General features: G+C 59.3%; 30 protein-coding genes and 1 tRNA gene. 14 read left to right on the top strand and 17 right to left on the bottom strand.

The window, feature by feature from the left end; translation table 11 throughout:
• Positions 1-37 precede the first annotated feature (37 nt).
• The 10 genes from ACTO5E_RS04460 to ACTO5E_RS04415 all read right to left on the bottom strand — a co-directional run bounded on the left by ACTO5E_RS04460 (position 38) and on the right by ACTO5E_RS04415 (position 4,329).
• On the bottom strand, positions 38-532 hold the full coding sequence (locus tag ACTO5E_RS04460; protein ID WP_482301924.1) for an SNF2-related protein: 495 nt from the start codon (positions 530-532) through the stop codon (positions 38-40).
• Positions 522-887, bottom strand: coding sequence for a hypothetical protein (locus ACTO5E_RS04455; RefSeq protein ID WP_482301922.1), 366 nt, complete (start codon positions 885-887; stop codon positions 522-524). Before ACTO5E_RS04455 ends, ACTO5E_RS04460 begins: the two co-directional genes overlap by 11 nt.
• Positions 888-1,067: 180 nt before the next feature.
• Positions 1,068-1,451, bottom strand: a complete 384-nt coding sequence (locus ACTO5E_RS04450; protein ID WP_482301921.1) for a hypothetical protein — start codon at positions 1,449-1,451, stop codon at positions 1,068-1,070.
• 84 nt (positions 1,452-1,535) lie between these two features.
• Complete coding sequence (locus ACTO5E_RS04445; protein WP_482301920.1) at positions 1,536-1,769, bottom strand: hypothetical protein; 234 nt, start codon at positions 1,767-1,769, stop codon at positions 1,536-1,538.
• Positions 1,766-2,056 carry a hypothetical protein gene (locus ACTO5E_RS04440; RefSeq protein ID WP_482301918.1) on the bottom strand — a complete coding sequence of 97 codons (291 nt, stop codon included), beginning with the start codon at positions 2,054-2,056 and terminating at the stop codon, positions 1,766-1,768. Before ACTO5E_RS04440 ends, ACTO5E_RS04445 begins: the two co-directional genes overlap by 4 nt.
• 14 nt (positions 2,057-2,070) lie before the next feature.
• Positions 2,071-2,430 (bottom strand): helix-turn-helix domain-containing protein, encoded by a 360-nt coding sequence (locus ACTO5E_RS04435; RefSeq protein ID WP_482301916.1) that lies wholly within the window; start codon positions 2,428-2,430, stop codon positions 2,071-2,073.
• Positions 2,431-2,432: 2 nt separating this feature from the next.
• Positions 2,433-2,777, bottom strand: coding sequence for a hypothetical protein (locus ACTO5E_RS04430; protein WP_482301914.1), 345 nt, complete (start codon positions 2,775-2,777; stop codon positions 2,433-2,435).
• 120 nt (positions 2,778-2,897) lie between these two features.
• Positions 2,898-3,356 (bottom strand): hypothetical protein, encoded by a 459-nt coding sequence (locus ACTO5E_RS04425; protein WP_482301912.1) that lies wholly within the window; start codon positions 3,354-3,356, stop codon positions 2,898-2,900.
• A gap of 4 nt (positions 3,357-3,360) precedes the next feature.
• Positions 3,361-4,113: a phage antirepressor KilAC domain-containing protein gene (locus ACTO5E_RS04420; protein WP_482301911.1), complete on the bottom strand. Its 753-nt coding sequence runs from the start codon at positions 4,111-4,113 to the stop codon at positions 3,361-3,363.
• A gap of 15 nt (positions 4,114-4,128) precedes the next feature.
• A complete protein-coding gene (locus tag ACTO5E_RS04415) occupies positions 4,129-4,329 on the bottom strand; it encodes a helix-turn-helix domain-containing protein (protein ID WP_482301910.1) in 201 nt (66 codons plus the stop codon).
• A gap of 155 nt (positions 4,330-4,484) precedes the next feature.
• On the opposite strand from ACTO5E_RS04415, the gene ACTO5E_RS04410 reads away from it, so the two are divergent.
• The 3 genes from ACTO5E_RS04410 (at position 4,485) to ACTO5E_RS04400 (ending at position 6,673) form a co-directional block, all read left to right on the top strand.
• The gene (locus tag ACTO5E_RS04410) at positions 4,485-4,991 is read left to right on the top strand and encodes a helix-turn-helix domain-containing protein (RefSeq protein WP_482301908.1); all 507 of its coding nucleotides are present in this window, start codon (positions 4,485-4,487) and stop codon (positions 4,989-4,991) included.
• Positions 4,984-5,415 carry an ImmA/IrrE family metallo-endopeptidase gene (locus tag ACTO5E_RS04405; RefSeq protein WP_482301907.1) on the top strand — a complete coding sequence of 144 codons (432 nt, stop codon included), beginning with the start codon at positions 4,984-4,986 and terminating at the stop codon, positions 5,413-5,415. The genes ACTO5E_RS04410 and ACTO5E_RS04405 overlap by 8 nt, the downstream gene beginning before the upstream one ends.
• A 154-nt stretch (positions 5,416-5,569) precedes the next feature.
• Complete coding sequence (locus ACTO5E_RS04400; RefSeq protein WP_482301905.1) at positions 5,570-6,673, top strand: tyrosine-type recombinase/integrase; 1,104 nt, start codon at positions 5,570-5,572, stop codon at positions 6,671-6,673.
• 63 nt (positions 6,674-6,736) lie between these two features.
• Here ACTO5E_RS04400 and ACTO5E_RS04395 read toward each other — a convergent pair.
• The 7 genes from ACTO5E_RS04395 to ACTO5E_RS04365 all read right to left on the bottom strand — a co-directional run bounded on the left by ACTO5E_RS04395 (position 6,737) and on the right by ACTO5E_RS04365 (position 14,857).
• Positions 6,737-6,813, bottom strand: a tRNA-Val gene (locus tag ACTO5E_RS04395).
• A 205-nt stretch (positions 6,814-7,018) separates the two neighbouring features.
• Complete coding sequence (locus ACTO5E_RS04390) at positions 7,019-7,951, bottom strand: alpha/beta hydrolase (RefSeq protein WP_482301904.1); 933 nt, start codon at positions 7,949-7,951, stop codon at positions 7,019-7,021.
• Positions 7,952-7,963: 12 nt separating this feature from the next.
• Complete coding sequence (locus ACTO5E_RS04385) at positions 7,964-9,169, bottom strand: GNAT family N-acetyltransferase (protein WP_482301902.1); 1,206 nt, start codon at positions 9,167-9,169, stop codon at positions 7,964-7,966.
• Positions 9,170-10,236: 1,067 nt separating this feature from the next.
• Positions 10,237-11,922 carry an arginine--tRNA ligase gene (gene argS, locus ACTO5E_RS04380; protein WP_482301900.1) on the bottom strand — a complete coding sequence of 562 codons (1,686 nt, stop codon included), beginning with the start codon at positions 11,920-11,922 and terminating at the stop codon, positions 10,237-10,239.
• A gap of 573 nt (positions 11,923-12,495) precedes the next feature.
• The gene (locus tag ACTO5E_RS04375) at positions 12,496-12,936 is read right to left on the bottom strand and encodes a YwiB family protein (protein ID WP_482301898.1); all 441 of its coding nucleotides are present in this window, start codon (positions 12,934-12,936) and stop codon (positions 12,496-12,498) included.
• A gap of 36 nt (positions 12,937-12,972) precedes the next feature.
• On the bottom strand, positions 12,973-13,782 hold the full coding sequence (murI, locus tag ACTO5E_RS04370) for a glutamate racemase (protein ID WP_482301896.1): 810 nt from the start codon (positions 13,780-13,782) through the stop codon (positions 12,973-12,975).
• Complete coding sequence (locus tag ACTO5E_RS04365; protein ID WP_482301894.1) at positions 13,775-14,857, bottom strand: D-alanine--D-alanine ligase family protein; 1,083 nt, start codon at positions 14,855-14,857, stop codon at positions 13,775-13,777. The genes murI and ACTO5E_RS04365 overlap by 8 nt, the downstream gene beginning before the upstream one ends.
• 272 nt (positions 14,858-15,129) lie before the next feature.
• Here ACTO5E_RS04365 and ACTO5E_RS04360 point away from each other — a divergent pair, with 272 nt between their 5' ends.
• From ACTO5E_RS04360 to ACTO5E_RS04310, 11 genes are all read left to right on the top strand, one after another.
• Positions 15,130-16,107: a beta-ketoacyl-ACP synthase III gene (locus ACTO5E_RS04360; RefSeq protein WP_482301892.1), complete on the top strand. Its 978-nt coding sequence runs from the start codon at positions 15,130-15,132 to the stop codon at positions 16,105-16,107.
• Positions 16,108-16,255: 148 nt separating this feature from the next.
• Entirely contained in the window at positions 16,256-17,200 is a 945-nt protein-coding gene (locus tag ACTO5E_RS04355) for a nitronate monooxygenase (RefSeq protein WP_482301890.1), read from the top strand.
• Between the two features lie 258 nt (positions 17,201-17,458).
• Positions 17,459-18,367, top strand: a complete 909-nt coding sequence (locus ACTO5E_RS04350) for an ACP S-malonyltransferase (protein WP_482301888.1) — start codon at positions 17,459-17,461, stop codon at positions 18,365-18,367.
• Between the two features lie 131 nt (positions 18,368-18,498).
• On the top strand, positions 18,499-19,236 hold the full coding sequence (fabG, locus tag ACTO5E_RS04345) for a 3-oxoacyl-[acyl-carrier-protein] reductase (RefSeq protein ID WP_482301887.1): 738 nt from the start codon (positions 18,499-18,501) through the stop codon (positions 19,234-19,236).
• A gap of 730 nt (positions 19,237-19,966) precedes the next feature.
• On the top strand, positions 19,967-21,208 hold the full coding sequence (gene fabF / locus ACTO5E_RS04340; protein ID WP_482301885.1) for a beta-ketoacyl-ACP synthase II: 1,242 nt from the start codon (positions 19,967-19,969) through the stop codon (positions 21,206-21,208).
• Between the two features lie 30 nt (positions 21,209-21,238).
• A complete protein-coding gene (accB, locus tag ACTO5E_RS04335) occupies positions 21,239-21,661 on the top strand; it encodes an acetyl-CoA carboxylase biotin carboxyl carrier protein (protein WP_482301883.1) in 423 nt (140 codons plus the stop codon).
• A 12-nt stretch (positions 21,662-21,673) separates the two neighbouring features.
• Entirely contained in the window at positions 21,674-22,090 is a 417-nt protein-coding gene (gene fabZ / locus ACTO5E_RS04330) for a 3-hydroxyacyl-ACP dehydratase FabZ (RefSeq protein WP_482301881.1), read from the top strand.
• Between the two features lie 22 nt (positions 22,091-22,112).
• Positions 22,113-23,429, top strand: coding sequence for an acetyl-CoA carboxylase biotin carboxylase subunit (locus ACTO5E_RS04325; protein WP_482301879.1), 1,317 nt, complete (start codon positions 22,113-22,115; stop codon positions 23,427-23,429).
• A 218-nt stretch (positions 23,430-23,647) separates the two neighbouring features.
• The gene (accD, locus tag ACTO5E_RS04320; RefSeq protein ID WP_482301877.1) at positions 23,648-24,535 is read left to right on the top strand and encodes an acetyl-CoA carboxylase, carboxyltransferase subunit beta; all 888 of its coding nucleotides are present in this window, start codon (positions 23,648-23,650) and stop codon (positions 24,533-24,535) included.
• Positions 24,522-25,283 carry an acetyl-CoA carboxylase carboxyltransferase subunit alpha gene (locus ACTO5E_RS04315; RefSeq protein WP_482301875.1) on the top strand — a complete coding sequence of 254 codons (762 nt, stop codon included), beginning with the start codon at positions 24,522-24,524 and terminating at the stop codon, positions 25,281-25,283. Before accD ends, ACTO5E_RS04315 begins: the two co-directional genes overlap by 14 nt.
• Positions 25,284-25,289: 6 nt before the next feature.
• On the top strand, positions 25,290-25,689 hold a 400-nt coding region (locus ACTO5E_RS04310; protein WP_482301873.1), incomplete at its 3' end, for a GNAT family N-acetyltransferase.

Below are 25,689 nucleotides of genomic sequence, written 5' to 3'. Positions count from 1 at the left end.
CGGAAGGTGTAGTAATTCTGGCCGAAGATGGTGGGGTTCAAAAACGGTACTGGCTGAAGATGTCCATGGCGTCATTCTGCACCGGGGTGCCGGAGAGAATCAGCTTGTACCGGGCCTGGTCGCCCAGGCGGTGCATGGCCTTGCTCTGAGCGGCGTCGAAGGTCTTGATGCGCTGGCTCTCATCGCATATAATGAGGTCGGCGTCAAAGGTTTGCAGGCGCTCAAAGATACCCTCCCTCCACGTACTTTCATAATTTATCACCGCCACCAGCAGCGCCGGGAACGGCCACTTTTTCAGGTCATCCAGTTCCTTGAGGCGCTGCGCTTTGGTACCCAGCAGGGTGCGCACGGTGTAGGGGAAGTCAGCATACTCCTGGAACTCTTTGGGCCACACGGCGCACACACTGGTGGGGGCCACGATTAGCACTCGCCGGAGGTGCCCCAGCTTGTAGCCGGTCCCGGCCACGGCGATGGCTGTTAAGGTCTTGCCACAACCCATTTCAAATAAGAAACCGAAACCTTTACCGCTCATGCACACCCCTCCTTTTTTTCCGCCGCTGGTGATAGCCGGTGGTCGTTCTGGCCGGGAGGCCATTGCGGTATCGCCAAGCATATACCCCGCCAGGGGACACTCCCAGCTTGTCAGCAATTTGGCCGTCATTGAGGCCCTGGTCATAGAGCCGCCGGGCTTCCTGCTGATCCAGCTGCTTTCGTTTCTTGCGGGTCGGCGGGGGCGTGTCCAGCACTACCCCCTCTCGGATCAGCGCAGCAGTAATGTCCGAGGGACCGGCGCCGTTCAGCTGAGCCAGAATCTTGACCGCCTTTTTCGGGTCAAGGCCGTTGCGGTAACGCCTTGCGATTTCGGCATCGCTCATGGGTAATTTCATCGGATACCCCCTTTTATCTAACGATAATTTCTGTATGGATTTCTTTCTTGCTACAGCCATGCTCCGCAGCTAATTGTTCTTTTGTGGCTGCAATTTCACCTGGAAAGCTCCCACGAACTGTAATTGCGCATAGTTCTTTGTCCTGCAAGTAAAATACAATCCACGGCTCTTTCATTGAAATCACCCTTTCCAGTCCTTCAGCCGGATAATATTCCCCTCCGGCGGTACCCATCCAAACTCCAGCAGGGCCATATTTGCCCCTCTCACCTGATGAGCGTACAGCGGTAGTTTCACCGGGTACTTGTAAAAGGGCCTGGGTTCAGGGTTTGTGCGCTCCTGATCCACTGCGTCCAGCACCCAGCGCAACTCCCGACGGCGGGTCTCTACACTGGGAGTCAGCCGTACCAATCCAGCCAGCTTGTCCAGCAGTTCCAGGTCAGCGGTACCACGCAGCTGCTTTGTGGTCTTGTCCCAGCGCATTTTGTTCCAGCTTTTGATAATGGTAAATTGGGCGGTGTCCACCTCAATCAAAATGAGAGCGGTGCCCTGCAATGCCATTTTCATTGACAACCGGTTCCTTTCTCGATATAATGATAGTGGTTTTTTAAGCCTGCCGCTTTCCCGGTGCCAGCCGGGGAGCGGCTTTTCCTATTCATGTTCAGCCTCCTGCCGAAGCAAAGCGGCATATTCTTTCAGCAAGCCGATCTGTCTGGCCTGCTCCAGGTTGATGTTCTCATAAAGTCCCAGCTGCTCGTCCCTCAGCGACAGGACTTCCCGGATCCGCTGTATTTCCTCGTTCTGAAGCTGGATGTAATGCTGCTGCCAGAGGATGCAGGCCAGGGACGCGATGCCGCAGAGCATGGTAATCATTGACCGTATCATTCCTGCCACCAAGACTTTTTCCCCCTCATCCTCAGGGTGTCCCGGATAATTCGCGACACCGTCCAGTAGAATACGGGGAGGAATAAGGCGAAAACTTCCCCGCCCAGCGCCTCATAGCCACGTTCGGCAAGGGCCCGAGTCTGTCCGGCCCGGAACAGCAGGATTCCGGCCACTGTCAGGGCGGCGTATTTGGCTACGGCCGCGATACGGATATGGTCCCGTAGCCGCCACTTCCTTTCTTGGCGGAAGAGGTTTGTCGGTGCGCGGCGTTCAATCTTCATTGGCATGGTTTTAACTCCTTTCAAATTCCCAGCGGCTGGCCCTGGTGTGCGGCCACCGCGCGGGTTGTGCGTGTCCGGGCTTTGCTGGGCTGTTTTTTCACGGGGCCGCTGTGGTCAGCTATAAACTTGTCTACTCCGGCCTGGGTCACTCTGGTGGAGCTGCCCACCGTTACCGGCTCCCCGAACTTCCCCGCGCGTACCCACTCTCGCACCGTGCTTTTGGACTTGCCCAGCATCTGCGCCAGGTCGTCGTAGGTGTACAAGCGGGTGGTGGGCTGGGGCTCATCACGGGCGCGGCTTTGTTGGTCCAAGTATTCTAGGCAAAGCATCAGGGCCTGCGCTACAGCCTGACAAACTTCCTCACGGGATAAAGGTTTCATGGTTATTCCCTCCCATTTTCCTGAACCGTCATATAGTCATACAGTTTGGCTTTCAGGACAATCAGCTGGGCCTCTGCCGCCTCGGCCCGGGCCTTGTACTCGGCAAGCTCGTTCGCCAGCTGGCCGACCTGCACCGTGCGCTGGGCCAGCTGTTCCCCCAGATCCTGAGCCTGCTCCACCGGGTTCCCGGAGAAGTCGTTGTCGATGTTCTCTTCGGCGATATCGAACACGCCGCGGAAAGCGGTGGCATTGTAGCTGTTCGGCCCCAGGCCGGCCACCATAGCCTTGATCTGCTGCAGGGCTTCACGCTCCTGGTCTTTAGTGATTTCTACGTTGTTCGTACACATTTTCTTTTTCCTCCTTGCAAGCCAGCAGGAGGTGTGGTAAAATAATCCTGCGGGCCTAATCGTGTTAATGGTGTAGGTCTGCAAGCCCTGGTGAGTGTTTCCGGCACTCACTGGGGCGCTTTATTTTTCGTCGAAGGGGTTCTTTCCTAACTCTCTAAGTAATGCGGGGCCATCAAGAGAGTTTTCTCGCCCTTCCCAAACCGCATAGGTAATGGCCCGGAAAAGGTCAAGCGACATATAATCAAGAGGGTCATCTGGGTCAGGGCCACCAGTTACAAACAGCCCATGTCTGGTTTTCTGCACCTCATATTTATTCTGGAGGCAGTAGGCATAAAGACGTGGGTCTTGTTCTTGCAATTCGTTCATAGCGGAGGGCGCGTTCAATGTCCAGGGAATGATCCGGGCTTTGGCGACTTCCTCTAAAGTTACGCCGTATTGATTGCAGGTGATTTGTGCCTGCAATGCGACCACTCTCGGAGGCTGGCCAGCGTCAATCAGGACTTTTCCGACCGTGTCTACCAGTTGGGCCACACCGACCACGTGCTTTTCGCGCTCAATCTCAGAATTTCTACTATTCACGTGTTTACTCCTTTCTTGCCCCGGACAGATAAAGCAACCGAAATGTCTCACGACCCTTTGGGGTGACCAGCGTCTGGGTCCCTGCCCACTTGGTTTTAGCATTAAAGCTCTCTTTTATCTCGAACAGGCCATCGTTTTTGTCGGCGTAGGGCATCAGTTTGCCCCGTTTGTCCCGGTAGAGGTACTTGCGTTCCAGCAGGAAATCAATAAACTTTTTTTGCGGAATGCCTAGCTGATTGGCGGTCTCACGGAAATTTGTCAGGGTATTGCGCTCCACCAGTTCATCGAAGTAGTCGGCTTTCGGAGCCATGATTTGATTCTGCACTGTCAAGTTGGCAATCCGGGCATCGCGTGCGGCCAAAATATGGTCAGCTACTTTCATGGCCTTTGCCATCAACTCTTCCGGGGTCATATCCTGCTGACCAGCTATGTACCCCCCGGTCTTGCGAATACTGGGCAGAATTTCATCGGCTATCAGAGCCTGGAAAGCCTTGGCGGTCTCATTTTTGGCCTTCATGGCCAGCCGGTAAAAGATATTTTCCGATATGTATTCCGGCCTCTTTGTACCGTCCCCACAAGTGGGGACGCCAAAGTCTTCCAGATACCGGTCCACCCTTTCCCAGCGAACAACCTCGTTGCCGCTATGCGCAGTTTGTGTAAATCCCAGCCCTCGGGAAATGTCCTCCAGATTCAACTGGGCCGTACCCTCAGCATCCAGGTAACCTCGGACGCCTTTGATGGTGATGATGTCGTTCATTTTGTTTGCTCCTTTCTAACAGTTATGGAATAGGTCACTCACTTCACAATTAAGCACTTTCGCTAATTGCGGCAAGAGATTACTCGGCGGCTTACGCTCTCCGGTTTCCCACATCGTTATCGCGGAAGCCGACTTATAGCCTAACTGTTGTGCCAATTCTTGCTGGGTCATATGGGCTGCTCGTCGTAATTCCCGAATGCGGAAAGCAGTCTGCATTTTATCACCTCTTTCTCTTGAACACGTTACGTGAGCATTATAGCACACGAATTGCAAATTGTCAACACAAAAAGTGAGCATTTTGCAATTTCTTCTTTTTACTCTTGCTTTTGTTCACAAATCGTGATTGAATATAGGAAAGGAGGAATTGAGTGATGTTTAGGATACGCCTTAAAAAACTGCGGGAAGAAAAAAAGATGAACCAGAGAGAGTTTGCTGCCGATTTTGGTGTATCACCTGCGACAGTTGGTATGTGGGAAAGTGGTGCACGAGAGCCTCGTACCCTTGAACAGTTGCAAAGACTTGCTGATTATTTTGAAACTACAGTTGATTACTTGCTAGGCCGAACAGATGACCCTTACGATTATGAAAACGATCCGAAACAGTTGCTTGAGGATATTCCGCTTGAGCAGCTACACTACTACCAGGAAGAAGGGCTTTCCGAAAAAGAAATTATCAAACGTCACCTTGCTTATCAAGAATCAGTTGCCAACGAGGCGTTAAATGAAAAAAGGCCCGCCTTTTTGGGCGAACCTAAAATATCGGATGAATCAATTATGTTTGCCCTCTGGGGCGATACCAGTAATATTACTGATGATGATTTGGAAGATGTAAAGCGGTACGCCGCTTTCATCCGTGAAAGGAAGCGAAAGGATGACTGATCTGATGGGTCTTTACCGGCTTGCCGAAGAGCAAGGCGTTACTGTTGACTGCTTTCAGCTCGGGGCGCGGGAGTCCATATCGATTCAGGAAGGTGAAGAGTGCTTTATCGCTATCGACCCATTCCGGCTTTCTTCGTCTCAAGATGAAAAAATGAAGCTGGCCCATGAGCTGGGGCACTGCGTGACCGGGAGCTTCTATAACCGACATTCTGGCCTGGATATCCGCCAGAAACATGAGAACCGAGCAGATAAGTGGGCTATTGAAGAACTGATAGGCGAGGCGGCTTTGAATGAGGCTGTGTCCGCAGGAAACACCGAAGTGTGGCAGTTGGCTGACTACTTTAATGTCAGCGAGGAAATGATGAAAAAGGCAATCTGTTATTATAAGTTTGGTAATCTGGATGTTGAAAGTTATTTTGGATAATAAAAAAGCCGCTTTCGGTGCTACCAACACCAAAAACGGCAGACAATGGGCCGGATAGGGCACACATCGCCTCGACAACGATATTGTACCCCATCCCGCCCTGAAAAGCAAGAGAGAACGTATTTTCTCTTGCGGAAAGGACGGTTTTTATTTTATGAAAAAAAGGAAGGACGGACGCTATCAGAAAAAAGTCACACTAGCAGATGGCCGGCAGAAGCTGGTCTATGGCCGCACCATTGCTGAGGTGAACCAGGCCGCCGATCAGCTCCGGGACCAGGACCGGCAGGGCCTTGTAGTGGGGGACACCACCACGGTGGACGAGTGGGCCAAGACGTGGTTTGTTACATACAAGAGTGGCCTGCGGAATAACACCCAGAACGCATACCGCAATGCCTATAACAACCACATCCTGCCCTTCATTGCCACGCGCAAGCTGCAGGAGGTGAGGCCTGTCCACGTCCGGCAGGTGATGCAGGCCGTAGCAGACCAATCAGAATCCCTCCAGGGAAAGGTGCTTGTCACTATGCGGCAGCTGTTCACCACGGCCCGGCAGAACGGACTCATGCAGGGGGACCCCACCGAGGGCATAAAAATCACACCCCATGCCCGGCCCAAGAAGAAGGAGTACCTCACACTGGAAGAACAGGAGGCGCTTATGGCCGCACTGGAAAGCGCCGACCCCCGCGCCCGGTGCTTTGTGGGGCTGTGTCTTTACTGCGGCCTGCGCCGGGAGGAGGCTCTGGGGCTGCAGTGGGGCGACATACAGGGGGACAAGCTGACGGTGAACCGGGCGGTCACGTTCCTGAACAATCAGCCGGATCCCATTCAGGAGCTGAAAAGCAAATCCGCCCACCGCACTCTCCCTGTTCCCCAGCGCCTGCTGGACTTGCTGGCAGCTGTGCCCCGAGTAAGCCTTTATGTCATCGCCTGTGCCGATGGGGAAGTTATGACCCGCATCGGATTCCGTCGGATGTGGGACAAGGTAAAGCGGGCGGCTCCCTGCGAGGTGCGGCCTCATCAGCTGCGGCACAGCTATTGCAGCAACCTCTACCGGGCGGGTATCGATCTGAAAACTGCCCAGTACTTGATGGGCCATGCCACTATCCAGATGACCGCCAACATATACACCCATATGGAGAAAGAGGATGCCTCCGCCTCCCTGATCCAGTTGGAGCGATACCTCTCCGGCGGTGGTCAGGAGGGTAGTCAGACTGGGGACAATTTTTCAGAAAGTAGTCAAAAGGTAGTCAACCCATGATTGGCCCCACCTGACCACACAAAGCAAAAACCCCAGAAACCGTATAGTTTCTAGGGATTTCACTGGTGGGCGCTAACGGACTTGAACCGCTGACCCCCTGCACGTCAAGCAGGTGCTCTAGCCAGCTGAGCTAAGCGCCCTTACAAGAGAATATTATACACCATCCTTCTCTGAAATGCAAGTCCTTTTTCAGCTTTTTTTCGTATTTTTTGCTCTGGGGACGGGACCATAGAGCCTTATGGGGAAACAGCCCCCCTTTTGAAAAAACCGCAAAAGGACCCCAGGCCATACATGGTACAGCCTGCGGTCCTGGTGGGAGGGATATTTCCGGCCTTCAGGCAGGTGCTACAGCTGGCTGTCCTCCAGCCGCTGGTTCAGCCAGGCCAGCACATCGGCATACACCTGCTCCTTGCCCTTTTCGTTGAGCACCTCATGGCGCATACCAGGGTAGAGCTTCAGCCGCACGTCCCGCAGCCCGGCACCCAGCAGCCAGTCGGCCACCTGGCGGGGGCCCTCGCCATAGCGGCCTACCGGGTCCTGGTCTCCGGCAATCAGCAGCACAGGCAGTTCCTTGGGCACCTGCCGGGCCCATTGAAGGGAGGAGATCTCTCCCAGCCCGGTAAACAGGTCCCGATAGCCTGCGGCAGTGAAGGGAAAATTGCTGAGAGGGTCAGCCTCAAAGTCCCGGCACACACTGTCATCGGTAGACAGCCAGGCAGAGGCGTTCACCGGGCTTTCGATGCGCCGGTTGTACCCAGCGGTGGCCAGGGCGTTCAGCCGGTCCCCTCGGGAGTGGGGGCCCAGAAGCCTCAGCTGCAGGCCAGCCAGGGCCTTGCCTGCGGGAACGCCGGGGTTTTTACCCATTGTACCGCAAAGAACACACCCCCTAAGCCCCTGCCCATACCGGATCAGGTAGGACCGGGCCAGAAAGGAGCCCATACTGTGGCCCATCAACAGCACCGGCAGGCCGGGGTAGTCCTCCATTGCCTGGCCGGTCAGGGTTTTCAGGTCGCTGACCACATGCTCCCACCCGTTTTCGTCGGCAAAATGGCCCTTAATCTGGGCCGAGCGGCCATGCCCGGCGTGGTCGTTCATATAGACGGCAAAGCCGTTCTCAGCCAAAAAGCGGGCAAAATGGCCATACCGGCCGCTGTGCTCGGCCATGCCGTGGGCAATCACCAGCAGGGCCCGGGGAGCCCCATCCACCCAGCGGCGGGAGAAGATCCGCCCCCAGCCGCTGCTGGCCGGGCGGAACCATTCCTTCACTTCAACAGACATGCTGCGCCTCCTTTAGAAAAGGTCCAGAATATGACAGGGCTTGGAATAGAACACCTGCCCAAGAGCCGGGCTGGGCCGGTGGACCTGAACCCCTAGGGTATAGGCCAGGCTGGCCCCGTCCCGGGCTCCGCCCAGCAGCACGGCCAGGTCCCCCACATCCAGGGTGACGTCCGGGGCCTCGTTGGTGGGCTCCACCTGGTTGGGCTGTCCGGGGGCAAAGCAGAGGGCAAAGCTCCTGTTGTTCTCCGGGATGATGCTGTCCGTCACCCCCAGCACCAATCGGCCCTCGCCCCGGCAGCGGCAAAGCTCCAACAGGGCTCTGGCATTGACAGCCCGGGCCATGCCGTTGAGCACAGAGCTGCAATTCATGCCGCTGAGCTCAGGGAGCAGCGCGGTCAGGTCTATATGGGCAGGCACGCAGAACTGGATATCCTCAAAGTTGGCGATAAATGCTGTGCGGACAAAGCCCAGCAGACCCATGAGGGCCTGGGGGCTGGCAAACAGAAACGCGTCCTTTGAGGAGAACTCCGGCACACAGTGGAGGGTATCCTTCTGCCGGGTGCCCACCAAAAAGCCGCCGGGCAGGCCTGCGCTGTCATACCACACAAAGACCCAGCGCTTAGCCGCCAGGGGCTGATCTCCCTCTAAGGCCTTATCAAAGGTCTCCCGCAGGCAGGAGAAGTTCACGTCTCCATACATTTTGTTATAGACCTCCAACAGGGGGGCAAGGCTGTCCCCAGGGAACAGCTGCCGGACCGTGCCCTCCACCTGGGGCAGGGCACGCAAATCCTGAAGCCTCACCGTCCAGCGGATGGTCCGGGCAGCAGAGGCAAAGCCGAACTGTCTATAATAGGCCGTGCTGAAGGGGTACAGGTGGGAGAGCGCGTAGCCCTCGCTGTACAGGTCCCGCAGAGAGGCCTCCATGCAGGCCCGAATGGCCCCGCCCCGGCGGTGTGCGGGCAGCGTAGCCACGCCGCCTACCCCGCCCATTTTGACAATATGGCCGTCAAAGCGCACCTCCTTATGGTTCATCACCAGAGAGGCCGCAGGAGGCTCCCCCTCCTGGGAGAAAGCGCCATAAAGCGCCTCCTTGGGGTTGACCTCCGCAGCCGCAGCCTTTTCCTGTTCCTTCTCAAACTCAAAGGGGCTCTCAAAGGCCACAGCCATATTCAGCCCCGCCCTCCAATACTCCCCCGGCGCCAACTTCCTAGCAAACACTCCAACCACTTCCTTTTTTTAATCCGCCTTTTTGGTGGTGCAGGGCGCAAGGCCCTACCACGATGCTGATAAGTTTTTTTAATCCGCCTTTTTGGTGGTGCAGGGCGCGAGGCCCTACCACGATGCTGATAAGTTTTTTTAATCCGCCTTTTTGGTGGTGCAGGGCGCAAGGCCCTACCACGATGCTGATAGGTTTTTTAATCCGCCTTTTTGGTGGCACAGGGCGCGAGGCCCTACCACGATGCTGATAGGTTTTTTTAATCCGCCTTTTTGGTGGCACAGGGCGCGAGGCCCTACCACGATGCTGATAAGTTTTTCTAATCCGCCTTGCGACTGGCACGGGGCGCAAAGCCCCACCACGACGCTGATAAGCTTTTTTATCCTCCTTGCGACTGGTATAGGGCGCAAAGCCTGCCCCAAAGATGTTTCTTAAATCTGTCTTGTAGCATGTACGGGGCGCAGAATTCTACTCCAACGCTGACAGACGTCTCACCCCGCAACAGTAAGTAGGGTATGAGCTCAACGCCCTATCTCAATACATTTTATTCACCTTATACATGGAAGTGCTAGCACACCCCATGTCAAACCATACCTTAAAAGCCCCGCGGCCAACTACCACCCACAAACCGCGACCACAAGCCTCCCCGCTCAGCCCCCACTAAGGGCTGGCGTGCCAGCCCACCCCGCGACCTGGGTCCAGCGTCACGCTGGCCAACTACCACCTACAAACCGCGACCACAGACCTCTCCGCTCAGCACTCACTAAGGGCTGGCGTACCTATGAGTTGGCTTCGCCAACTCAGCGCCCCGCGAATCGGGCCCAACGCCACGCTGACCAACTACCACCCATAAACCGCGACCACAGACCTCTCCGCTCAGTACCCACCAAGGGCTGGCGTGCCAGCCCACCCCGCGAATTGGGTCCAGCGTCACGCTGGCCAACCACTACCTACAAACCGCGACCACAGACCTCTCGCTCAGCACCCACCAAGGGCTGGCGTGCCAGCCCGCTCCGCGAACCGCCTGCGGGGCACCCGCCGCGAACTGGGTCCAGCGTCACGCTGGGGGTTACATTTGGGTGGGGGCGGTTACTTTAAAGAGGGAGAGGGCGTTTTCGATGACGGTTTTGGCGGCAGTGCACAGATTCAGCCGGGCCGCTGCCAGGGCGGGCTCGGCGCCCTTTACCCGGCAGGCATTGTAGAACTTGTGGAACAGCGTGGACACGTTGAGCACATACCGGGTAATCCGCGCCGGGTCCATGGCCCGGGCTGCGCCCGCCACCTCTCCTGTGAAATTCGACAGCAGCCGGATCAGCTCCAGCTCCTCCGGGGCCGTGAGCAGGGCCAGCTCCTCCAGGGTGCAGCGCCGGGGCTCTATGCCCTCGCCCTGCAGCTTGCGCAAAATGCTGCAAATGCGGGCATGGGCATACTGCACATAGTACACCGGGTTTTGAGCGTCCTCCTTCACCGCCAGGTCCAGGTCAAAGTCAATGCGGGTGTTGGGCTCGTAAGAGTTGAACAGAAACCGGGCCGCGTCAATGGGAACCTCGTCCAGCAGGTTCGCCATAGTGATGGCCTTGCCGCTGCGCTTGGAGAGCTTCACCGCCTCCCCGTCCCGCACCAGACTCACCATCTGCATCAGCACCACCTTCAGCCGCTCCGGGTCAATGCCCAGGGCCGCAATGGCCGCCTTCAGCCGGGGCACATAGCCGTGATGGTCTGCCCCCAGCACGTTAATGGCTGTGTCAAAGCCCCGGGTCACCAGCTTGTTGTGGTGATAGGCAATGTCCGGCACAATATAGGTGGGCACCCCGTTGGAGCGCACCAGCACAAAGTCCTCCGAGCCATAGGCCTCCCCCTTGAACCACAGGGCCCCCTCCTTCTCATAGGTGCAGCCCTTTTCCTTCAGCAGCTCCACCACCCGGTCCACCGCGCCGTTCCCGTGCAGGGTGGACTCGTGAAACCAGTTGTCATACTCTACCCGGTAGCGCTTCAGGTCGTCGTGAAGCACCTGGATATTCTTGGGAATGGCATAGGCGACGAGGGCCTCCCGGCGGGCCTCGCTGTCACAGTCCACATATTTGTCCCCGTGCATCTCTGCAAAAGCCTTGGCGTTTTCGGTGACGTCCTCCCCCAGATAGCCGTCCTCCGGGAAGGGAAACTCGGGCTGGAACAGCTGCATGTACCGGGCCTCGATGGAAAGACCGTAGCGGTTGACCTGGTTGCCCGCGTCGTTGACATAGAACTCCCGCTCTACCTTATACCCGGCAGCCTCCAACACAGCCGAGAGGGCGTCGCCCAGCACGCCCCCCCGGGCGTTGCCAATGTGCATGGGGCCCGTGGGGTTGGCCGAGACATACTCCACCAGCACACGCCTGCCCTGACCCAAGCCGCTGCGGCCGTAATCCCTGCCCAGAGACTCAATGTCTTGGAGCACCTGGCCGTAAAAGCCCGCGTCATAGGTAAAGTTGAGAAAGCCGGGACCGGCAATCTCGCAGGACTGAAACAGCGTGCCGGTCAGCTCAATATGGCTTTGAACCGCCTCGGCAATTTTGCGGGGCGCGGTGTGAAAGGCCTTTGCCCCGGCCATGGCGGCGTTGCTGGACCAGTCCCCATGAGAGCGGTCCCCAGGGACCTCCAGGGCGAAGGGGGGCAGGGGGGCCTGGGGCAGCTCTCCGGCGCTGATTGCGGCCTGCAGGGCTTGCTCTATGGCCCCCCGCAGCTGCTGTGTTGCTTTTGTGACTAGCTGTGACATGGTTTCCAATTCCTTTCCGGGCGGGCCAGCCGCCGTTATCTTCTACTTTCGTGAGATTCGCCGCCCAGGGAACAGGCGGCGGACATTCTGTGCTTTCTCTTGAATCCACTGCCGGAAAAATGCTTTCCAGCCTTTTATTTTCGTTTTTTATGGGGTTCCTCTGAATCTGCTGCCAGTACGCTGTCTGACTTCTCAATCCCGCCAAGCCGTCTGCACCTGCAGGCTCTGCCTTAAGAGCCTGCATTCACAGCAAATGGACACTGTGTGAGCGGTGATTTTTCCCCATAGGACTGGCAGCGGAGCGTCCCTTTCACAGATTTTATGCAGGGACAAATATGATCCTACTCCGTGAAAGAACCGGCACCCTGGGAGAGACAGGCGGACACGCTGGCCCGCCCCCTGGCCGTAAGTCAAATAAATTGCGCGGTAGGACACACCCCTAGCAGGCGCCAGCTTGACGGCGAAAATGCTCTGCCCGCTGATGAAAAAATTTCCCGTCCCTGGGGTATCCCCCGCTATGAGTACAGGCTCTAACCATCTGCCAGGGGCCTTGGACCCGCCGCTTTTGCAGCCTCAGCACCGGGGCTCCGGCAGGGGGATTACCTCTACCAGAAGCTCGTTGCTGCTGGAAAGATTCGAGTCAATGTCCAGGGTGTACTTGATCTCCAAGGACCCTCCTCGGCTGTGCAGGGCCTCCTTCAGCTCGCTGGTGAACACCCCCACGGTCAAAGAACCGAACCCGGTGTCGTAGTGGCAAAAATGCCGCCGCCCCAGCTCTAAAATCAGCCGGGTAGAGGAGCCTGCCCGAATCATGGTCACCTTGCCCGGCTCCACCTTCAGCACAGCGGTGTGCGAGAGCCGGGGGTCCTCCTCGTCGTATTCCTTGTAGGCAATAAAGCGCACACCCTCCCTCTCGGAATAGGTCCCGGTGGTGGAGAGGCAGACCTCTCCGGTGTCCTCCTCCTCATAGACCTGCCTGCCAGTGATGTTGATGGTGTAATCCTCCTTCAGCATACTCCCTGCCCTCCTTTATCTCCTGTTTTTTGTGGTTCAGTAGCTTTCTATATCCTCCACCCGCCGGCCCTCTACCCCGTGGCCCAAAAACAGTCCGGCCCCGGCGGCAAAGTCCTCCGGCGCGTCGGTCACATAATAATCCGCGGTCCGGGGCTGGCCGGGGGCGCACAGCATATCCCGGTCCTTCAGGTATTCTCCCAAGGCCAGCGCAGCCTCCCGGCCGCTGTCAATCAGCACCGTGTCCGGCCCCATCACCCGGCGGATGATGGCGCTGATGAGGGGATAGTGGGTGCAGCCCAGAATCAGCACATCCACCCCGGCCTCCCGCAAGGGGGCCAGATACCGCTCTGCCGCCAGCCGGGTAATCTCCTCCTCCGGCGAGACAAAGCCGCTCTCCACCAGGGGCACAAACAGCGGGCAGGGCTGGGACAGAACCTGCAGAGAGGGGTCCAGCCCGGCAATGGCCTGGGCATAAGCGCCGCTGCGAATGGTGGCGCTGGTGCCGGTAACGCCAATCCGCCCCCCGCGGCAGGCCTTAACCGCTGCCCGGGCCGTGGGGCCCACCACATCGAAATAGGGAACCGGCAGCGCGGCCCCAATGTCGGCGGCAGTAGAGCTCACCGTGCCGCAGGCGGCCAGCACGGCCTTCACGTCGTGCCGGGTGAGAAAGGCCATGTCCTGGCGGGCATAGCGGCGCACGGTCTCCCGGCTGCGGGTGCCGTAGGGCACCCGGCCTGTGTCTCCGAAATAGACCACGCTCTCTCCGGGCAGGAGCTCCTCCAGCTCCTTCACTGCCGTCAGCCCTCCCAGGCCTGAGTCGAACACCCCAATGGGCCGGTTATCCATTCTTCACGCCCGCTTTCTCCAGGGCCAGCTCAATCAGCCGGTCCAGCAGCTGGCTGTAGCTCATGCCGCTGGCTGTCCACAGCTTGGGGTACATGCTGATGGAGGTAAAGCCCGGCAGGGTGTTCACCTCGTTCAGCACCACCTCGCTGTCCTTTTCCGTGACAAAGAAGTCCACCCGGGCCAGGCCCGAGCAGTCCAGCATACGGTAGGCCCGCACCGCGGTCTCCCTGATTTTTTCCGACACAGCCTCATCCAGCCGGGCGGGAATATACAGCTGGCTGGTGCCGTTGATATATTTGTCGTCATAGTCATAAAACTGGGCAGAGGCGCCAATCTCCCCTACCATAGAGGCCTCGGCGCCAGGGCGCAGGCCCAGCACGGCGCACTCCACCTCCTGGCCCTTCACGCCTTCCTCCACCACCACCTTGCCGTCCTCCCGGGCGGCTTTTTTAATGGCAGCGTCCAGCCCCTCCGGACTGTCTACCCGGCTGACCCCCACAGAGGACCCGGCGTTGGCAGGCTTGACAAACACCGGGAAGTCCAGCCGGGCCTGGATTTTGTTGCGCACCGTGTCCGGGGCAGCGGCGTAGCGGTCGGCATAGAACCACAGGTAATGGGCCTGCCGGATGCCCGCTGCGGAGAGCAGGGTGTGAGTAATGGCCTTATCCATGCACACGGCGGAGCTGGCCACCCCGCAGCCCACATAAGGGATGCCCGCCAGCTGAAACAGCCCCTGAACCGTGCCGTCCTCGCCGTTTTTGCCGTGCAGGGCCGGAAACACGCAGTCCAGCCGGATGGCCTCGCAGCCGGTGTCCCGCATAACCACCAGGCCGTGCAGGCCGGAGTCGGGAGACACAAAGGCAGGGGCGCAGCCCTTTTGCCAGCCGTCGCCCGAGAGGCCGGAGGCAGGGCCCTCATACAGCAGCCAGCGGCCCTCCTTGGTGACGCCGATTTTATGGATATCATATTTTGCAGGGTCCAGATTTTCCAGGATCGAGGCAGCGGACATCAGGGAGACCTCGTGCTCAGAGGACTGTCCGCCGAAGACCACGCCCAGGCTCAGCTTATCACTCATGGGTATCACGCTCATTTCCAAGGGGAATTTGCGGACAGAGAAAATCCGCAGGGGGAACGCACGCCGTCAAGGGGCGCAGTCCCCCTTTTAGCCTATTATACTATACCCCGCAGGATTTATCAACCGTTTAGAGCGGAAAAGAATCGGCGGCAGCACAGAGGCGCGTCCCGCCCAGGCCCTGGGCTGGCGGTTGACAAAAAGGGGGGAATCCTTTATAATAGGGGAGATACCTATTTGGAAAAAGCAACCCTTGGCGGAGAGGAAGATGCAGTATGAGCTTTCAGATCTTAGGCACCGGCAGCTTTGTGCCGGAACGTATCGTTACCAACGACCAGCTCTCTACCATGGTGGAGACCTCCGACGCGTGGATCACCCAGCGGGTGGGCGTGAAGGAGCGCCATGTGTGCACCACCGAGACGGTGACAGACCTGGGGGCAGAGGCCGGCCGGCGGGCCCTGGAGGCTGCCGGGGTGAAGCCGGAGGAGCTGGACCTGATTATCGGAGCCACCATCAGCGCCGACACCATTTCGCCGGGCCTGGGGGGCATGGTGCAAAGCCGGCTGGGCGCCAGCTGCCCGGCCTTTGACATGAACGTGGCCTGCCCTGGCTTTCTTTTTGCCTTGGACGTAGCAGCAGGCTTTTTTGCCCGAAAGACCGTGAAAAAGGTGCTGGTGGTCAGCGCCGAGCGCATGAGCGGCCTGCTGGACTGGACCGACCGCTCTACCTGCTGCATCTTCGGGGACGGCGCGGGCGCGGCTGTGCTGGGAGAGGGAGACGCCTACCTTGCCAGCGAGCTGCACACCATGGGCGACGACAATGTGATCAGCATTCCCACTGCCTGGAACAATTCCCCCTTCTACGAGGGGGAGCAGAAAAAGAACTGCGTCAATATGAAGGGGCAGGACACCTATAAATTCGCGGTGACCTCCATGGTCCGCGACATCCGCTCGGTTATGGAAAAGGCCGGCATCTCCGGGGAGCAGGTCAAGGCGGTCATTCCCCACCAGGCCAATCTGCGTATTATCAACGAGGCCCGCCGCCGCCTGCCGGAAATCCCGCCCGAGCGTTTTCTCACCAACATTGAAAGAGTGGGGAACACCTCCTCGGCCAGCGAGCCCATTCTGTTGGACGAGGCCGCCCGAAGCGGGCTTTTGCAGCCCGGAGACTATGTGGTGCTGTCCGCCTTTGGAGGCGGACTTTCCAGCGCGGCCTGCGTGGTGAGATGGCAGGCGAAAGAAATCGCTCCGTGATAAAACCGGGAAGCAGAAAAGAAGCCCAGGCCGGAAGAACGGCTGACAGGGCGGGAACAAGTCAACAAGAAAAACGAGGCTTTCACTGCTATCAGCATTTCTGGTGCTGTGAGGTGAAGCGCCCCCCCTTTGAAAGGAAGCTGAAACCATGATTAAAACACCGCTATGTGAGCTCTTGGGAATTGAATACCCCATCTTCCAGGGGGGCATGGCCTGGATCTCTGACGGAAAGCTGGCCGCCGCTGTGTCCAACGGCGGGGGGCTGGGCATTATCTCCGCCATGAACGCCAACGCCGAATACCTGAAGGAGCAGATTGATCTCTGCCGTTCTCTGACTGACAAGCCCTTTGGCGTCAACATTATGCTCATGTCGCCCTTTGCCGCCCAGGTGGCAGAGCTCACGGCGAAGGAGCGGGTGGCTGTGGTCACCACCGGGGCGGGCAACCCCTCAAAATATATGCCCATGTGGCTGGAGGCCGGGGTGAAGGTCATCCCTGTGGTGGCCTCGGTGGGCATGGCAAAGCTGGTCACCAAGGCCGGGGCCTCCGCTGTGGTCGCCGAGGGCGGGGAGTCCGGCGGGCATGTGGGCGAGCTGACCACCATGGTGCTGGTGCCCCAGGTGTGCGACGCCACAGATCTGCCCGTGCTGGCCGCGGGCGGCATTGGCGACGGCCGGGGCATTGCCGCCGCTTTCCAGCTGGGAGCCGTGGGGGTCCAGGTGGGCACCCGGTTCCTGGTGGCAAACGAGTGCGGGGTGCACCCCAACTATAAAAAGAAGGTCTTAAAGGCCAACGACATTGCCACCATGACCACGGGCAAGCGTCTGGGGCATCCTGTCCGGCAGATTAAGAACCAGTTTGCCAAGGACTTTCTCAAGGCCGAGTACAGCCAGATTTCCGACGAGGAGCTGGAGGCTCTGGGCCGGGGGGCCCTGTACCGGGCAGCGGTAGAGGGCGACGAGAAGACCGGCGACTTTTTGGCCGGGCAGATTGCCGGCATGGTGAACAAGGAGCAGCCTGCCGCCGAGATCATCCAGGAGATGTTCCAGGAGGCGGAAGATGTGCTGAAAACCGCCGGGAAGTGGCTGGCATAAATACCGATTGACAAAAAAAGAGCGCGTCCTGATGCTGGCCGGCCTGGTTGCCCTGATCCCCACTATTCTGGGCTTTGTGGTTCTCTATTTTGTTGTGAAGGCCGCTGTCGTCAAGGGCATGGAAATCGCCGCCTGGCGGGTCGAGCCCAGCATCCCCTTATGCGATACGGCGCGGGATGCAGGAGGCCTTTCTTGCGCTCTCTCAGGAGCCGGAGGAAGAGGCGGAGACAGATGAAACCAACAAGGGAGAGGAAGACGATGGGTAAAATCGCGTTTGTTTTTTCAGGCCAGGGGGCCCAGTACCCGGGCATGGGGCAGTCGTTGGCAGAGGCCAGCTCTGCTGCCAAGGCCGTTTTTGACCTGGCCGGCAGTCTGCGGCCGGGCACCCCGGCCCAGTGCTTTTCTGGCACAGCGGAGGAGCTGGCTGTCACCAAAAACACCCAGCCCTGCCTTTACTGCGTAGACCTGGCAGCGGCCCGGGCCTTGGAGGAGCAGGGCGTAAAAGCTGATTTTGCGGCGGGCTTCTCTCTGGGAGAGGTGGCTGCGGCCACCTTTGCGGGGGTCTTTTCCGACGAGGCTGGCTTCCGCTTTGTGTGCAGGCGGGCCGAGGCCATGCAGAAGGCCGCTGAGGCAAGCCCCGGCAAAATGGCTGCGGTGCTGAAGCTGCCCAATGAGACCGTGGAGGCTCTGTGCAGAGAGTTCACCCAGGTGTGGCCTGTCAACTACAACTGCCCGGGCCAGCTGGTTGTGGCCGGGGAGGCCGGACAGCTGGAGGCCTTTGGAGCCCGGGTGCAGGAGGCTGGAGGCCGGGCCAAAATGCTGGCCGTAGGCGGAGGATTCCACTCGCCGTTTATGGAGAGTGCTGCCCAGGAGCTGGAGGCATACCTGGCCGGGGTGGAGCTGTACGCCCCCCGTCTGCCCCTTTACGCCAACTTCACCGCCCGCCCCTATGGAGACAGCGCCCGGGAGCTGCTGGTAGAGCAGGTAAAGAACCCGGTACGCTGGCAGGAGACTGTGGAGGCCTTGGCGGCAGAGGGTGTGGACACCTTTTTGGAATGCGGCCCGGGAAAGACCCTGTGCGGGCTGATTAAGAAGACCATAAAGGACGCAAGAGTATTTCAGGTACAGGACCAGGAGACCCTGCAGGCGGCGCTGGCAGCGTTGTAAGCCTTTGCTGTGTCTGGGGGAGAATGCCCTGGCGCGCCGGCTGACGCCCGGACCGGGATTTTGTCCTGGTTGTTCCCATCATGATATATCATTTGTAATTGCCAAATTCTTCCGAGAGGAGATTGATTGATATGAAGCTGGAAGGAAAGATTGCGCTGGTCACCGGGGGCTCTCAGGGGCTGGGCCGGGCCATTGCCCTCAAGCTGGCAGAAAACGGCGCGGACATTGCCATTGCCTATGTGGGGCCGGAGGAGCCGGCTCAGTCCACTGCCAGAGAGATTGAGGCTCTGGGCCGCAGGGTGAAGCTCTATGTCTGCGACGTGCGGGACGAGACTGCCTGCAACGAGACCGTGGCCGCTGTGGGCAAGGACCTGGGAAAGGTGGACATTCTGGTGAACAATGCCGGCGTCACCCGGGACGGCCTGATGGTGGGCATGAAGGACGAGGACTACAACATGGTGCTGGACATCAACCTTAAGGGCGCGTTCCACATGACCCGGGCCTGCTACCGGGACTTTATGCGCAAGCGTTCGGGGAAGATTATCAATATCAGCTCCATTGCGGGGCTGGTGGGCAATGCGGGACAGGTGAACTACGCGGCCTCCAAGGCGGGGCTGATTGGCATGTCCAAGTCCATTGCCAAGGAGCTGGGAGGCCGGGGCGTGTGCTGCAACTGCATTGCCCCGGGCTTTATTGCCACTGACATGACCAAGGACATCAAGGAGGACAATCCCCTGTTGATGCAGGTGCCCATGAAGAAGATGGGCAGCCCTGAGGACGTGGCCAATGCCGCGCTGTTCCTGGCCTCGCCGGAGTCTGACTACATCACCGGCGAGACACTCCGGGTAGACGGCGGCCTGGCCACCTGACAGTTCGCGGGGCGCTGAGCTGGCGAGGCTAACCCATAGGCTCGTCAACGCCTGTGCGTGGGTGCAGTAGGGCTTTTGTCTCGGCTTGCTATGGCTGACCGGGCGGGGTGCTCCTCTGGCAATTCGCTGGCACTAAGTTGATAAAGCTAACTTCATAGGCCCGCTAACGCCTGTGCGTGGGAGTAACTGGGCTTTTTACCGCGGCTTGCGACAGATGACCGGGCCAGTGCCCCTCTGACAATTCGCGGGCACTAAGTTGATGAAGCCAACTCATAGGTCCGCCAACGCTTGTGTGCGGACGCAGTAGGGCTTTTTGTCACGGCCTGCGATGGCTGGGCACAGGCTGTTCAGGCGTTTGGGTTGACGGAAGGGTTGGCTGCGCGGGACAGCCTCCGGGCTCCATGGCCTCGGCAGGGCCGGAGCGGCTGATTCATTTGGCAGCATTTCAGGAGACGCCTCCCTTTGTTGGGGGTACGAAATACTGCCAGGCTATGGCTGGGGGCCGGGCTCCTTTTCGCTTATGGAGGAGGGGGGCTGTTTCCCCTTGCTGGTCAGGTCATCTACAGTCAAAAGGATATATCAGGCGGTTGGATGAGAATTCAGAAAAGCCGCGTACATAATTTTAAAAACTAGATAAAACGGTATTGCATTCTGTAATAAAATCGGTTAAAATAGAGCCATGTCCCATCCCTTCCAAAGCCTGGGGCGCGGCTGAGAAAGGATGATCGCTTTGAACCGGGTCATGATCACCGGAATGGGCGCGGTAACGCCCATTGGCAATGATATTGACAGCTATTGGCAGGGCCTTGTGTCAGGCAAATGCGGCATTGGGCCCATTACGAAATTTGATACGGCTGATTTTAAGGTAAAGGTGGCTGCTGAGGTCAAGGACTTTGACCCCAGCCTGTACATGGAGAAGGCTGAGCTGCGCAAGTTCGACCCCTTCTGCCAGTACGCCCTGGGCGCTGCCGCCCAGGCAGTGGAGAGCAGCGGCATAGAGGGGCACTGCGCCCCTGAGGAGGTAGGCGTATATTTTGGCTCGGGCATTGGCGGCATTGGCACCTTTGAGGAGCAGCAGAAGCTCATGCTGGAAAAGGGCCCCCGCCGGGTGTCCCCCTTCTTCATCCCGGCCCTGATCATCAACATGGCCGGGGGCCTTATTGCCATAAAGTATAACTTTCAGGGCACGGCGGTGGCCTCGGTCACGGCCTGCGCCACAGGCAACAATGCCATTGGCGAGGCCTACCGGGCCATTAAGCACGGCTACCTGACAGCGGCCCTGGCCGGAGGCGCGGAAGCTGCCATTGTGCCCCTGGGACTGGCGGGCTTCTCCAACATGAAGGCCCTCTCTACCTGCGAGGACCCTGCCGCCGCCTGCGTACCCTTTGACGCCCGCCGGGGCGGCTTCGTCATGGGCGAGGGCGCGGGCGCGCTGATGCTGGAGGAGTATGAGCATGCCAAGGCCCGGGGCGCAGTTATTTACGGGGAGCTCTGCGGCTATGGCGCCACCTGCGACGCCCACCACATCACCGCCCCCGACCCGGAGGGCAGAGGCGGCGCACGGGCCCTGCGGCTGGCCTACGACGAGGCGGGAGGCTGCGCCGGCCCCTCTGAAATATACATCAACGCCCACGGCACCAGCACCCCCCTCAATGACGCCTGCGAGACCATGGCCATTAAGAAGGGGCTGGGAGAGGAGGCCGCGAGGGCCTGTCTGGTCAGCTCCACCAAGTCCATGACCGGCCACATGCTGGGAGCCGCAGGGGCTGTGGAGGCCATTGCCTGTGTGCTGGCCCTGCGGGAGGGCCTTGTGCCGCCCACCATTGGCTACCAGGAGCCTGACCCTGCCTGCGACCTGGACTATGTACCCAACACAGCCCGCAAGGCGGAAATCAGCCTGGCCCTGTCCGCCTCCCTGGGCTTTGGGGGACACAACGCCTATCTGGCCTTCCGCAAATACAACGGCGCATGACGGCCGCGCTTCCTGAGAGGAGAATCTGTTATGGATGTAAAATCGATTGAAAGCCTGGCAAGGCTGATGAAGGAGAACGGCCTCACCGCCCTGGAGCTCTCCCAGGAGGGCATCAGCCTGAAGCTGGAGCGCCGGCTGGAGGCCGGGGCCCTGCCTGTGCCCGCCGCTTCCCCCTTTGTCTCTGCGCCGGTAGAGCCGGAGCCTGCCCCGAAAAAGGGCTCGCTGGTGCTGTCGCCCACTGTGGGGGTGTTCTATGCCGCCGCTTCGCCGGACAGCGCCCCCTTTGTGGAGGTGGGCGCCCGGGTGCGCAAGGGCGACACCCTGTGCATTATTGAGGCCATGAAGCTGATGAACGAGATTCCCGCTGAGACCGACGGCACGGTGGTAGAAATCTGCGTGGGCAACGGCCAGGTGGTGGAGTATAACCAGCCCCTGTTCCGCATTGAGCCATAGGGAGGGCAGAGCATGAACCGAGACGAGATCAAGAATATCCTGCCCCACCGGGAGCCCATGCTGCTGGTGGACCAGGTGGAGCTGTCAGAGGGCAAGTCCCACGGCAAATATCAGGTGCGGGGAGACGAGTTCTTTTTGCAGGGGCATTTCCCGGGCAACCCGGTGGTGCCCGGGGTCATTCAGTGCGAGATGCTGGCCCAGTCGGCCTGTGTGCTGCTGATTGGCAAGGCAGAGGGCATGACCCCTCTCTACACCGGGCTGAACAATGTGAAGTTCCGGGGCCAGGTAAAGCCCGGAGACCTGTTTGAGACCGAGTGCGAGCTTGTGCGCAGCCGGGGGAATTTCTACTTTGCCAAGGGAACCGGCAAGGTGAACGGCAAGCTGTGCGTGTCGGCGGAATTTTCCTTCGCCCTCGTGAAAACCGAGTGAGCGGGGCCAGGGGGTAGTCAGAATGTTCACAAAAATTTTGATCGCCAACCGGGGCGAAATCGCTATCCGCATCATCCGGGCCTGCAAGGAGATGGGCATTGCCACCGTGGCGGTGTACTCGCAGGCGGATAAGGACTCGCTGCACACAGCTCTGGCAGACCAGGCGGTGTGCGTGGGGGGGGCAAAGCCAGAGGACAGCTATCTGAACGCCCAGCGCATTATCAGCGCGGCCCTGGCCACCGGGGCTCAGGCCATTCATCCGGGCTACGGCTTTCTCTCAGAGAACGCCCACTTTGCAGGGCTCTGCCGCCAGTATGGGCTTGTCTTCATCGGCCCGCCGGCTGAGGTGATTGCCGGCATGGGGGACAAGGAGGCTGCCCGGCGGCTGATGCGCCAGAGCGGCGTGCCCACCACCCCGGGCACCGACGTGCTGGAGGATGTGGAAGCTGCCAAGGCCGCGGCCCAGAGCATGGGCTATCCTGTGATGATTAAGGCCAGCGCCGGGGGCGGGGGCAAGGGCATCCGCATTGTAGAGCGGCCCGAGGACCTGGAAAGGGCCTTTCGCACTGCCTCGGCCGAGGCTCAGAACGCCTTTGGGGACGGCCGGGTCTATATGGAAAAATACCTGAACCCGGTCAAGCACATTGAGGTGCAGCTACTGGCCGACCAGCAGGGCCACACCGTGTGCCTGGGAGAGCGGGAGTGCTCTATTCAGAAAAACAACCAGAAGCTCATTGAAGAGTCCCCCTCGCCAGGGGTAAGCCCCGCTGTGCGGGAGAAGCTGCTGGAGGCCGCTGCCAAAGCTGCCAAAGCCGCCGGCTATGTCAATGCGGGCACAGTGGAATTTCTGATGGAGCCCTCGGGGAGTTTCTACTTTATGGAGATGAACACCCGGCTGCAGGTAGAGCACCCGGTGACAGAGCTGGTCACCGGCGTGGACATTGTCAAGTGGCAGATTCGCATTGCGGCAGGAGTACCCTTGGATTTTGCCCAGGAGGACATTCATCTGCGGGGAGCGGCCATTGAGTGCCGCATCAATGCCACCAATGCCAGCAGGGTGGAGTTCTTTCACCCGCCGGGCGGGCCCTGGGTGCGGTTTGACACCTGTCTCTACCAGGGCTATGACATTACGCCCTACTACGACTCCATGCTGGGCAAGCTTATTGTCTACTCCTCCACCCGGGAGGAGGCCATCCGGAAGATGCAGTCTGCCCTGTGCGAGCTGGTCATTGACGGGGCGGGGAACAATATTGAGGACCAAATCGGAATTGTGCGGGACCGGCGGTTCCGGGCCGGGGACTATTATACGGACTTTATGAAGTTCTTTGTACCAGGCTGACCGGGAAAGCCAAAGGGGCATTTTCCCCTTAAAACCTTGTACCGCCAGGATTTTGCCGGGATGATTGCGCGTCATTTTGACAAGGCGCAAAGCTGTGGACAATCAGACCGTGCACGGTCCGGCCATCCGGCAGGGCTTGGCAGCATCTGCCGGAAAGACTGGCGCTATTCTTTCCGTACAAGTTCTTACACTCCACATCACAAAGGAGAATCACGTCTATGAATCTGATGGGACTGTTCCGTTCGCCCCAGAATGAACTGGAAAAGGGCGGCAAGGAGGCTGAGGACGCTGGCATTCACAGCGCCTGTCCCCGCTGCGGGGTACAGCTTGCCCTGAGCGACCTGCAGGAGAATATGAACGTCTGCACGGCCTGCGGGTATCACTTTCGGGTGGGGCCCCGGGAGCGCATTGCCTATATTGCCGACGAGGGCAGCTTTCAGGAGCTGGACGGCGACCTGCTCAGCCGGGACCTTCTGGATTTTCCAGGCTACGACCAGAAACTGCGCAACGCAAAACTGGCCTCGCGGGAGAAGGACGCGGTGGTGTGCGGCACAGCCCTGATTATGGGCCAGCCCTGCGCCCTGTTTGTTATGGACCCCAACTTTATGATGGGCAGCATGGGCTCTGTGGTGGGGGAGAAGATCACCCGCCTTTTTGAAACTGCCACAGAGCTGGGCGCGCCGGTGCTGGGCTTCACGGTCTCCGGCGGGGCCCGGATGCAGGAGGGCATTCTCTCGCTGATGCAGATGGCCAAAACCAGCGCCGCCATCCGCCGCCACAGCGCCGCGGGCCTGTTCTACCTCACGGTGCTTACCGACCCCACCCTTGGGGGGGTAACCGCCAGCTTTGCCATGGACGGGGACATTATTATGGCCGAGCCCGGGGCCACCATTGGCTTTGCCGGGGCCCGGGTTATTGAGCAGACCATCCGTAAAAAGCTGCCCCAGGGCTTTCAAACTGCGGAGTTCCTGCTGGAGCATGGCTTTGTGGACCTGATTGTCCCCCGGGCGCAGCAGAGGGAGCAGATTGGCCTGCTGCTGAAAATGCATGTGCCGGGCAATATGATTTTTGATGAGTGGGAGGCAGGACCAGATGAGCGCCTATGACAAGATCCTTTCCGCCCGGTCCAAGGGGCGGCCTACCGGCACGGCCTATATTGAGAAAATTTTCGACAGCTTTATCGAACTCCACGGCGACCGGCGTTTTGGAGACGACCCGGCTGTGATCGGCGGTCTGGCTTTTCTGGACGGCATCCCTGTCACGGTAATTGCCATTGAAAAGGGCAGCGACACCAAGGAGCGGGTGCGCCGGAACTTTGGCATGCCCAACCCGGAGGGCTATCGCAAAGCCCTGCGGCTGATGAAGCAGGCGGAGAAATTCCACCGGCCTGTGGTCTGTCTGGTGGACACCTCTGGGGCTTACTGTGGACTGGGAGCTGAGGAACGGGGCCAGGGCCAGGCTATTGCCGAAAACCTCATAGAGCTGTCCTCTCTGCGCACTCCGGTGGTCTCCATTCTGGTGGGCGAGGGGGGCAGCGGCGGCGCTTTGGCCCTGGCTTTGGCCGACCAGGTGTGGATTCTGGAAAACGCCGTGTACTCGGTGATTTCTCCCGAGGGCTGCGCCAGTATTCTGTGGAAGGACTCCAAGCGGGTAAAGGACGCTGCCGAGTGTCTGCGGCTCACAGCCCAGGACATGCAGGAGCTGGGGGTGGTGGAGCATGTCATCCCGGAGGAGGACTTTGACGCTGCCTTTGCGGAGATCAAGACCCGGCTTTCTGAGGAGCTGCCTGAGCTGATTGCCACCCCGGCCGACGAGCTACTGCACCTGCGCTATCAGCGCTTCCGGAAATTCTAGAGGCGTATGATTCGCGCTGTCATCTCAGAGGATATTCCCGCCTGTGTCCAGGTGGTGCGGGAGAGCTTTCTCACCGTGGCCCGGGAGTTTGGCATTACGCCCCAGAACGCCCCCCGGTTCACGGCCTTTGCCGTTACAGAGGAGCGGCTGCGCTGGCAGCTCACCCAGGAGCGCCGCCCCATGTACGGCTGGTTTGAAGAGGAGGCGCTGCGGGGGTATTATTCCCTGGCCCCTCAAGGGGAGGGCGTCTGGGAGCTGAACAATCTGTGCGTTCTGCCTGGGCGCCGTCACCGGAGAATAGGGGAGCGGCTGCTTTGTCATGCCATGGACACAGTCCGCTCCCTGGGCTGTGTCCGGCTGACCCTGGGGCTGGTGGAGGAAAATGCCCGCCTCAGGGCCTGGTATG

The organism is Acutalibacter sp. (genome assembly GCF_056800975.1).
The sequence above is the reverse complement of the archived record's forward strand: the minus strand, read 5'-3'. Positions and strand labels throughout refer to the sequence as shown.

Bases quoted from the DNA above. Each gene is read 5' to 3' on its own strand.
- murI (WP_482301896.1), bottom strand. From the start codon at position 13,782: ATGGATAACCGGCCCATTGGGGTGTTCGACTCAGGCCTGGGAGGGCTG.
- ACTO5E_RS04315 (WP_482301875.1), top strand. From the start codon at position 24,522: ATGAGCGCCTATGACAAGATCCTTTCCGCCCGGTCCAAGGGGCGGCCT.
- fabZ (WP_482301881.1), top strand. From the start codon at position 21,674: ATGAACCGAGACGAGATCAAGAATATCCTGCCCCACCGGGAGCCCATG.
- ACTO5E_RS04405 (WP_482301907.1), top strand. From the start codon at position 4,984: ATGACTGATCTGATGGGTCTTTACCGGCTTGCCGAAGAGCAAGGCGTT.
- ACTO5E_RS04360 (WP_482301892.1), top strand. From the start codon at position 15,130: ATGAGCTTTCAGATCTTAGGCACCGGCAGCTTTGTGCCGGAACGTATC.
- ACTO5E_RS04445 (WP_482301920.1), bottom strand. From the start codon at position 1,769: ATGATACGGTCAATGATTACCATGCTCTGCGGCATCGCGTCCCTGGCC.
- accD (WP_482301877.1), top strand. From the start codon at position 23,648: ATGAATCTGATGGGACTGTTCCGTTCGCCCCAGAATGAACTGGAAAAG.
- accB (WP_482301883.1), top strand. From the start codon at position 21,239: ATGGATGTAAAATCGATTGAAAGCCTGGCAAGGCTGATGAAGGAGAAC.
- ACTO5E_RS04460 (WP_482301924.1), bottom strand. From the start codon at position 532: ATGAGCGGTAAAGGTTTCGGTTTCTTATTTGAAATGGGTTGTGGCAAG.
- ACTO5E_RS04450 (WP_482301921.1), bottom strand. From the start codon at position 1,451: ATGAAAATGGCATTGCAGGGCACCGCTCTCATTTTGATTGAGGTGGAC.
- ACTO5E_RS04325 (WP_482301879.1), top strand. From the start codon at position 22,113: ATGTTCACAAAAATTTTGATCGCCAACCGGGGCGAAATCGCTATCCGC.
- argS (WP_482301900.1), bottom strand. From the start codon at position 11,922: ATGTCACAGCTAGTCACAAAAGCAACACAGCAGCTGCGGGGGGCCATA.
- ACTO5E_RS04390 (WP_482301904.1), bottom strand. From the start codon at position 7,951: ATGTCTGTTGAAGTGAAGGAATGGTTCCGCCCGGCCAGCAGCGGCTGG.
- ACTO5E_RS04415 (WP_482301910.1), bottom strand. From the start codon at position 4,329: ATGCAGACTGCTTTCCGCATTCGGGAATTACGACGAGCAGCCCATATG.
- ACTO5E_RS04410 (WP_482301908.1), top strand. From the start codon at position 4,485: ATGTTTAGGATACGCCTTAAAAAACTGCGGGAAGAAAAAAAGATGAAC.
- ACTO5E_RS04400 (WP_482301905.1), top strand. From the start codon at position 5,570: ATGAAAAAAAGGAAGGACGGACGCTATCAGAAAAAAGTCACACTAGCA.
- ACTO5E_RS04435 (WP_482301916.1), bottom strand. From the start codon at position 2,430: ATGAAACCTTTATCCCGTGAGGAAGTTTGTCAGGCTGTAGCGCAGGCC.
- ACTO5E_RS04365 (WP_482301894.1), bottom strand. From the start codon at position 14,857: ATGAGTGATAAGCTGAGCCTGGGCGTGGTCTTCGGCGGACAGTCCTCT.
- ACTO5E_RS04440 (WP_482301918.1), bottom strand. From the start codon at position 2,056: ATGCCAATGAAGATTGAACGCCGCGCACCGACAAACCTCTTCCGCCAA.
- ACTO5E_RS04375 (WP_482301898.1), bottom strand. From the start codon at position 12,936: ATGCTGAAGGAGGATTACACCATCAACATCACTGGCAGGCAGGTCTAT.
- ACTO5E_RS04420 (WP_482301911.1), bottom strand. From the start codon at position 4,113: ATGAACGACATCATCACCATCAAAGGCGTCCGAGGTTACCTGGATGCT.
- ACTO5E_RS04455 (WP_482301922.1), bottom strand. From the start codon at position 887: ATGAAATTACCCATGAGCGATGCCGAAATCGCAAGGCGTTACCGCAAC.
- ACTO5E_RS04430 (WP_482301914.1), bottom strand. From the start codon at position 2,777: ATGTGTACGAACAACGTAGAAATCACTAAAGACCAGGAGCGTGAAGCC.
- fabG (WP_482301887.1), top strand. From the start codon at position 18,499: ATGAAGCTGGAAGGAAAGATTGCGCTGGTCACCGGGGGCTCTCAGGGG.
- ACTO5E_RS04355 (WP_482301890.1), top strand. From the start codon at position 16,256: ATGATTAAAACACCGCTATGTGAGCTCTTGGGAATTGAATACCCCATC.
- ACTO5E_RS04350 (WP_482301888.1), top strand. From the start codon at position 17,459: ATGGGTAAAATCGCGTTTGTTTTTTCAGGCCAGGGGGCCCAGTACCCG.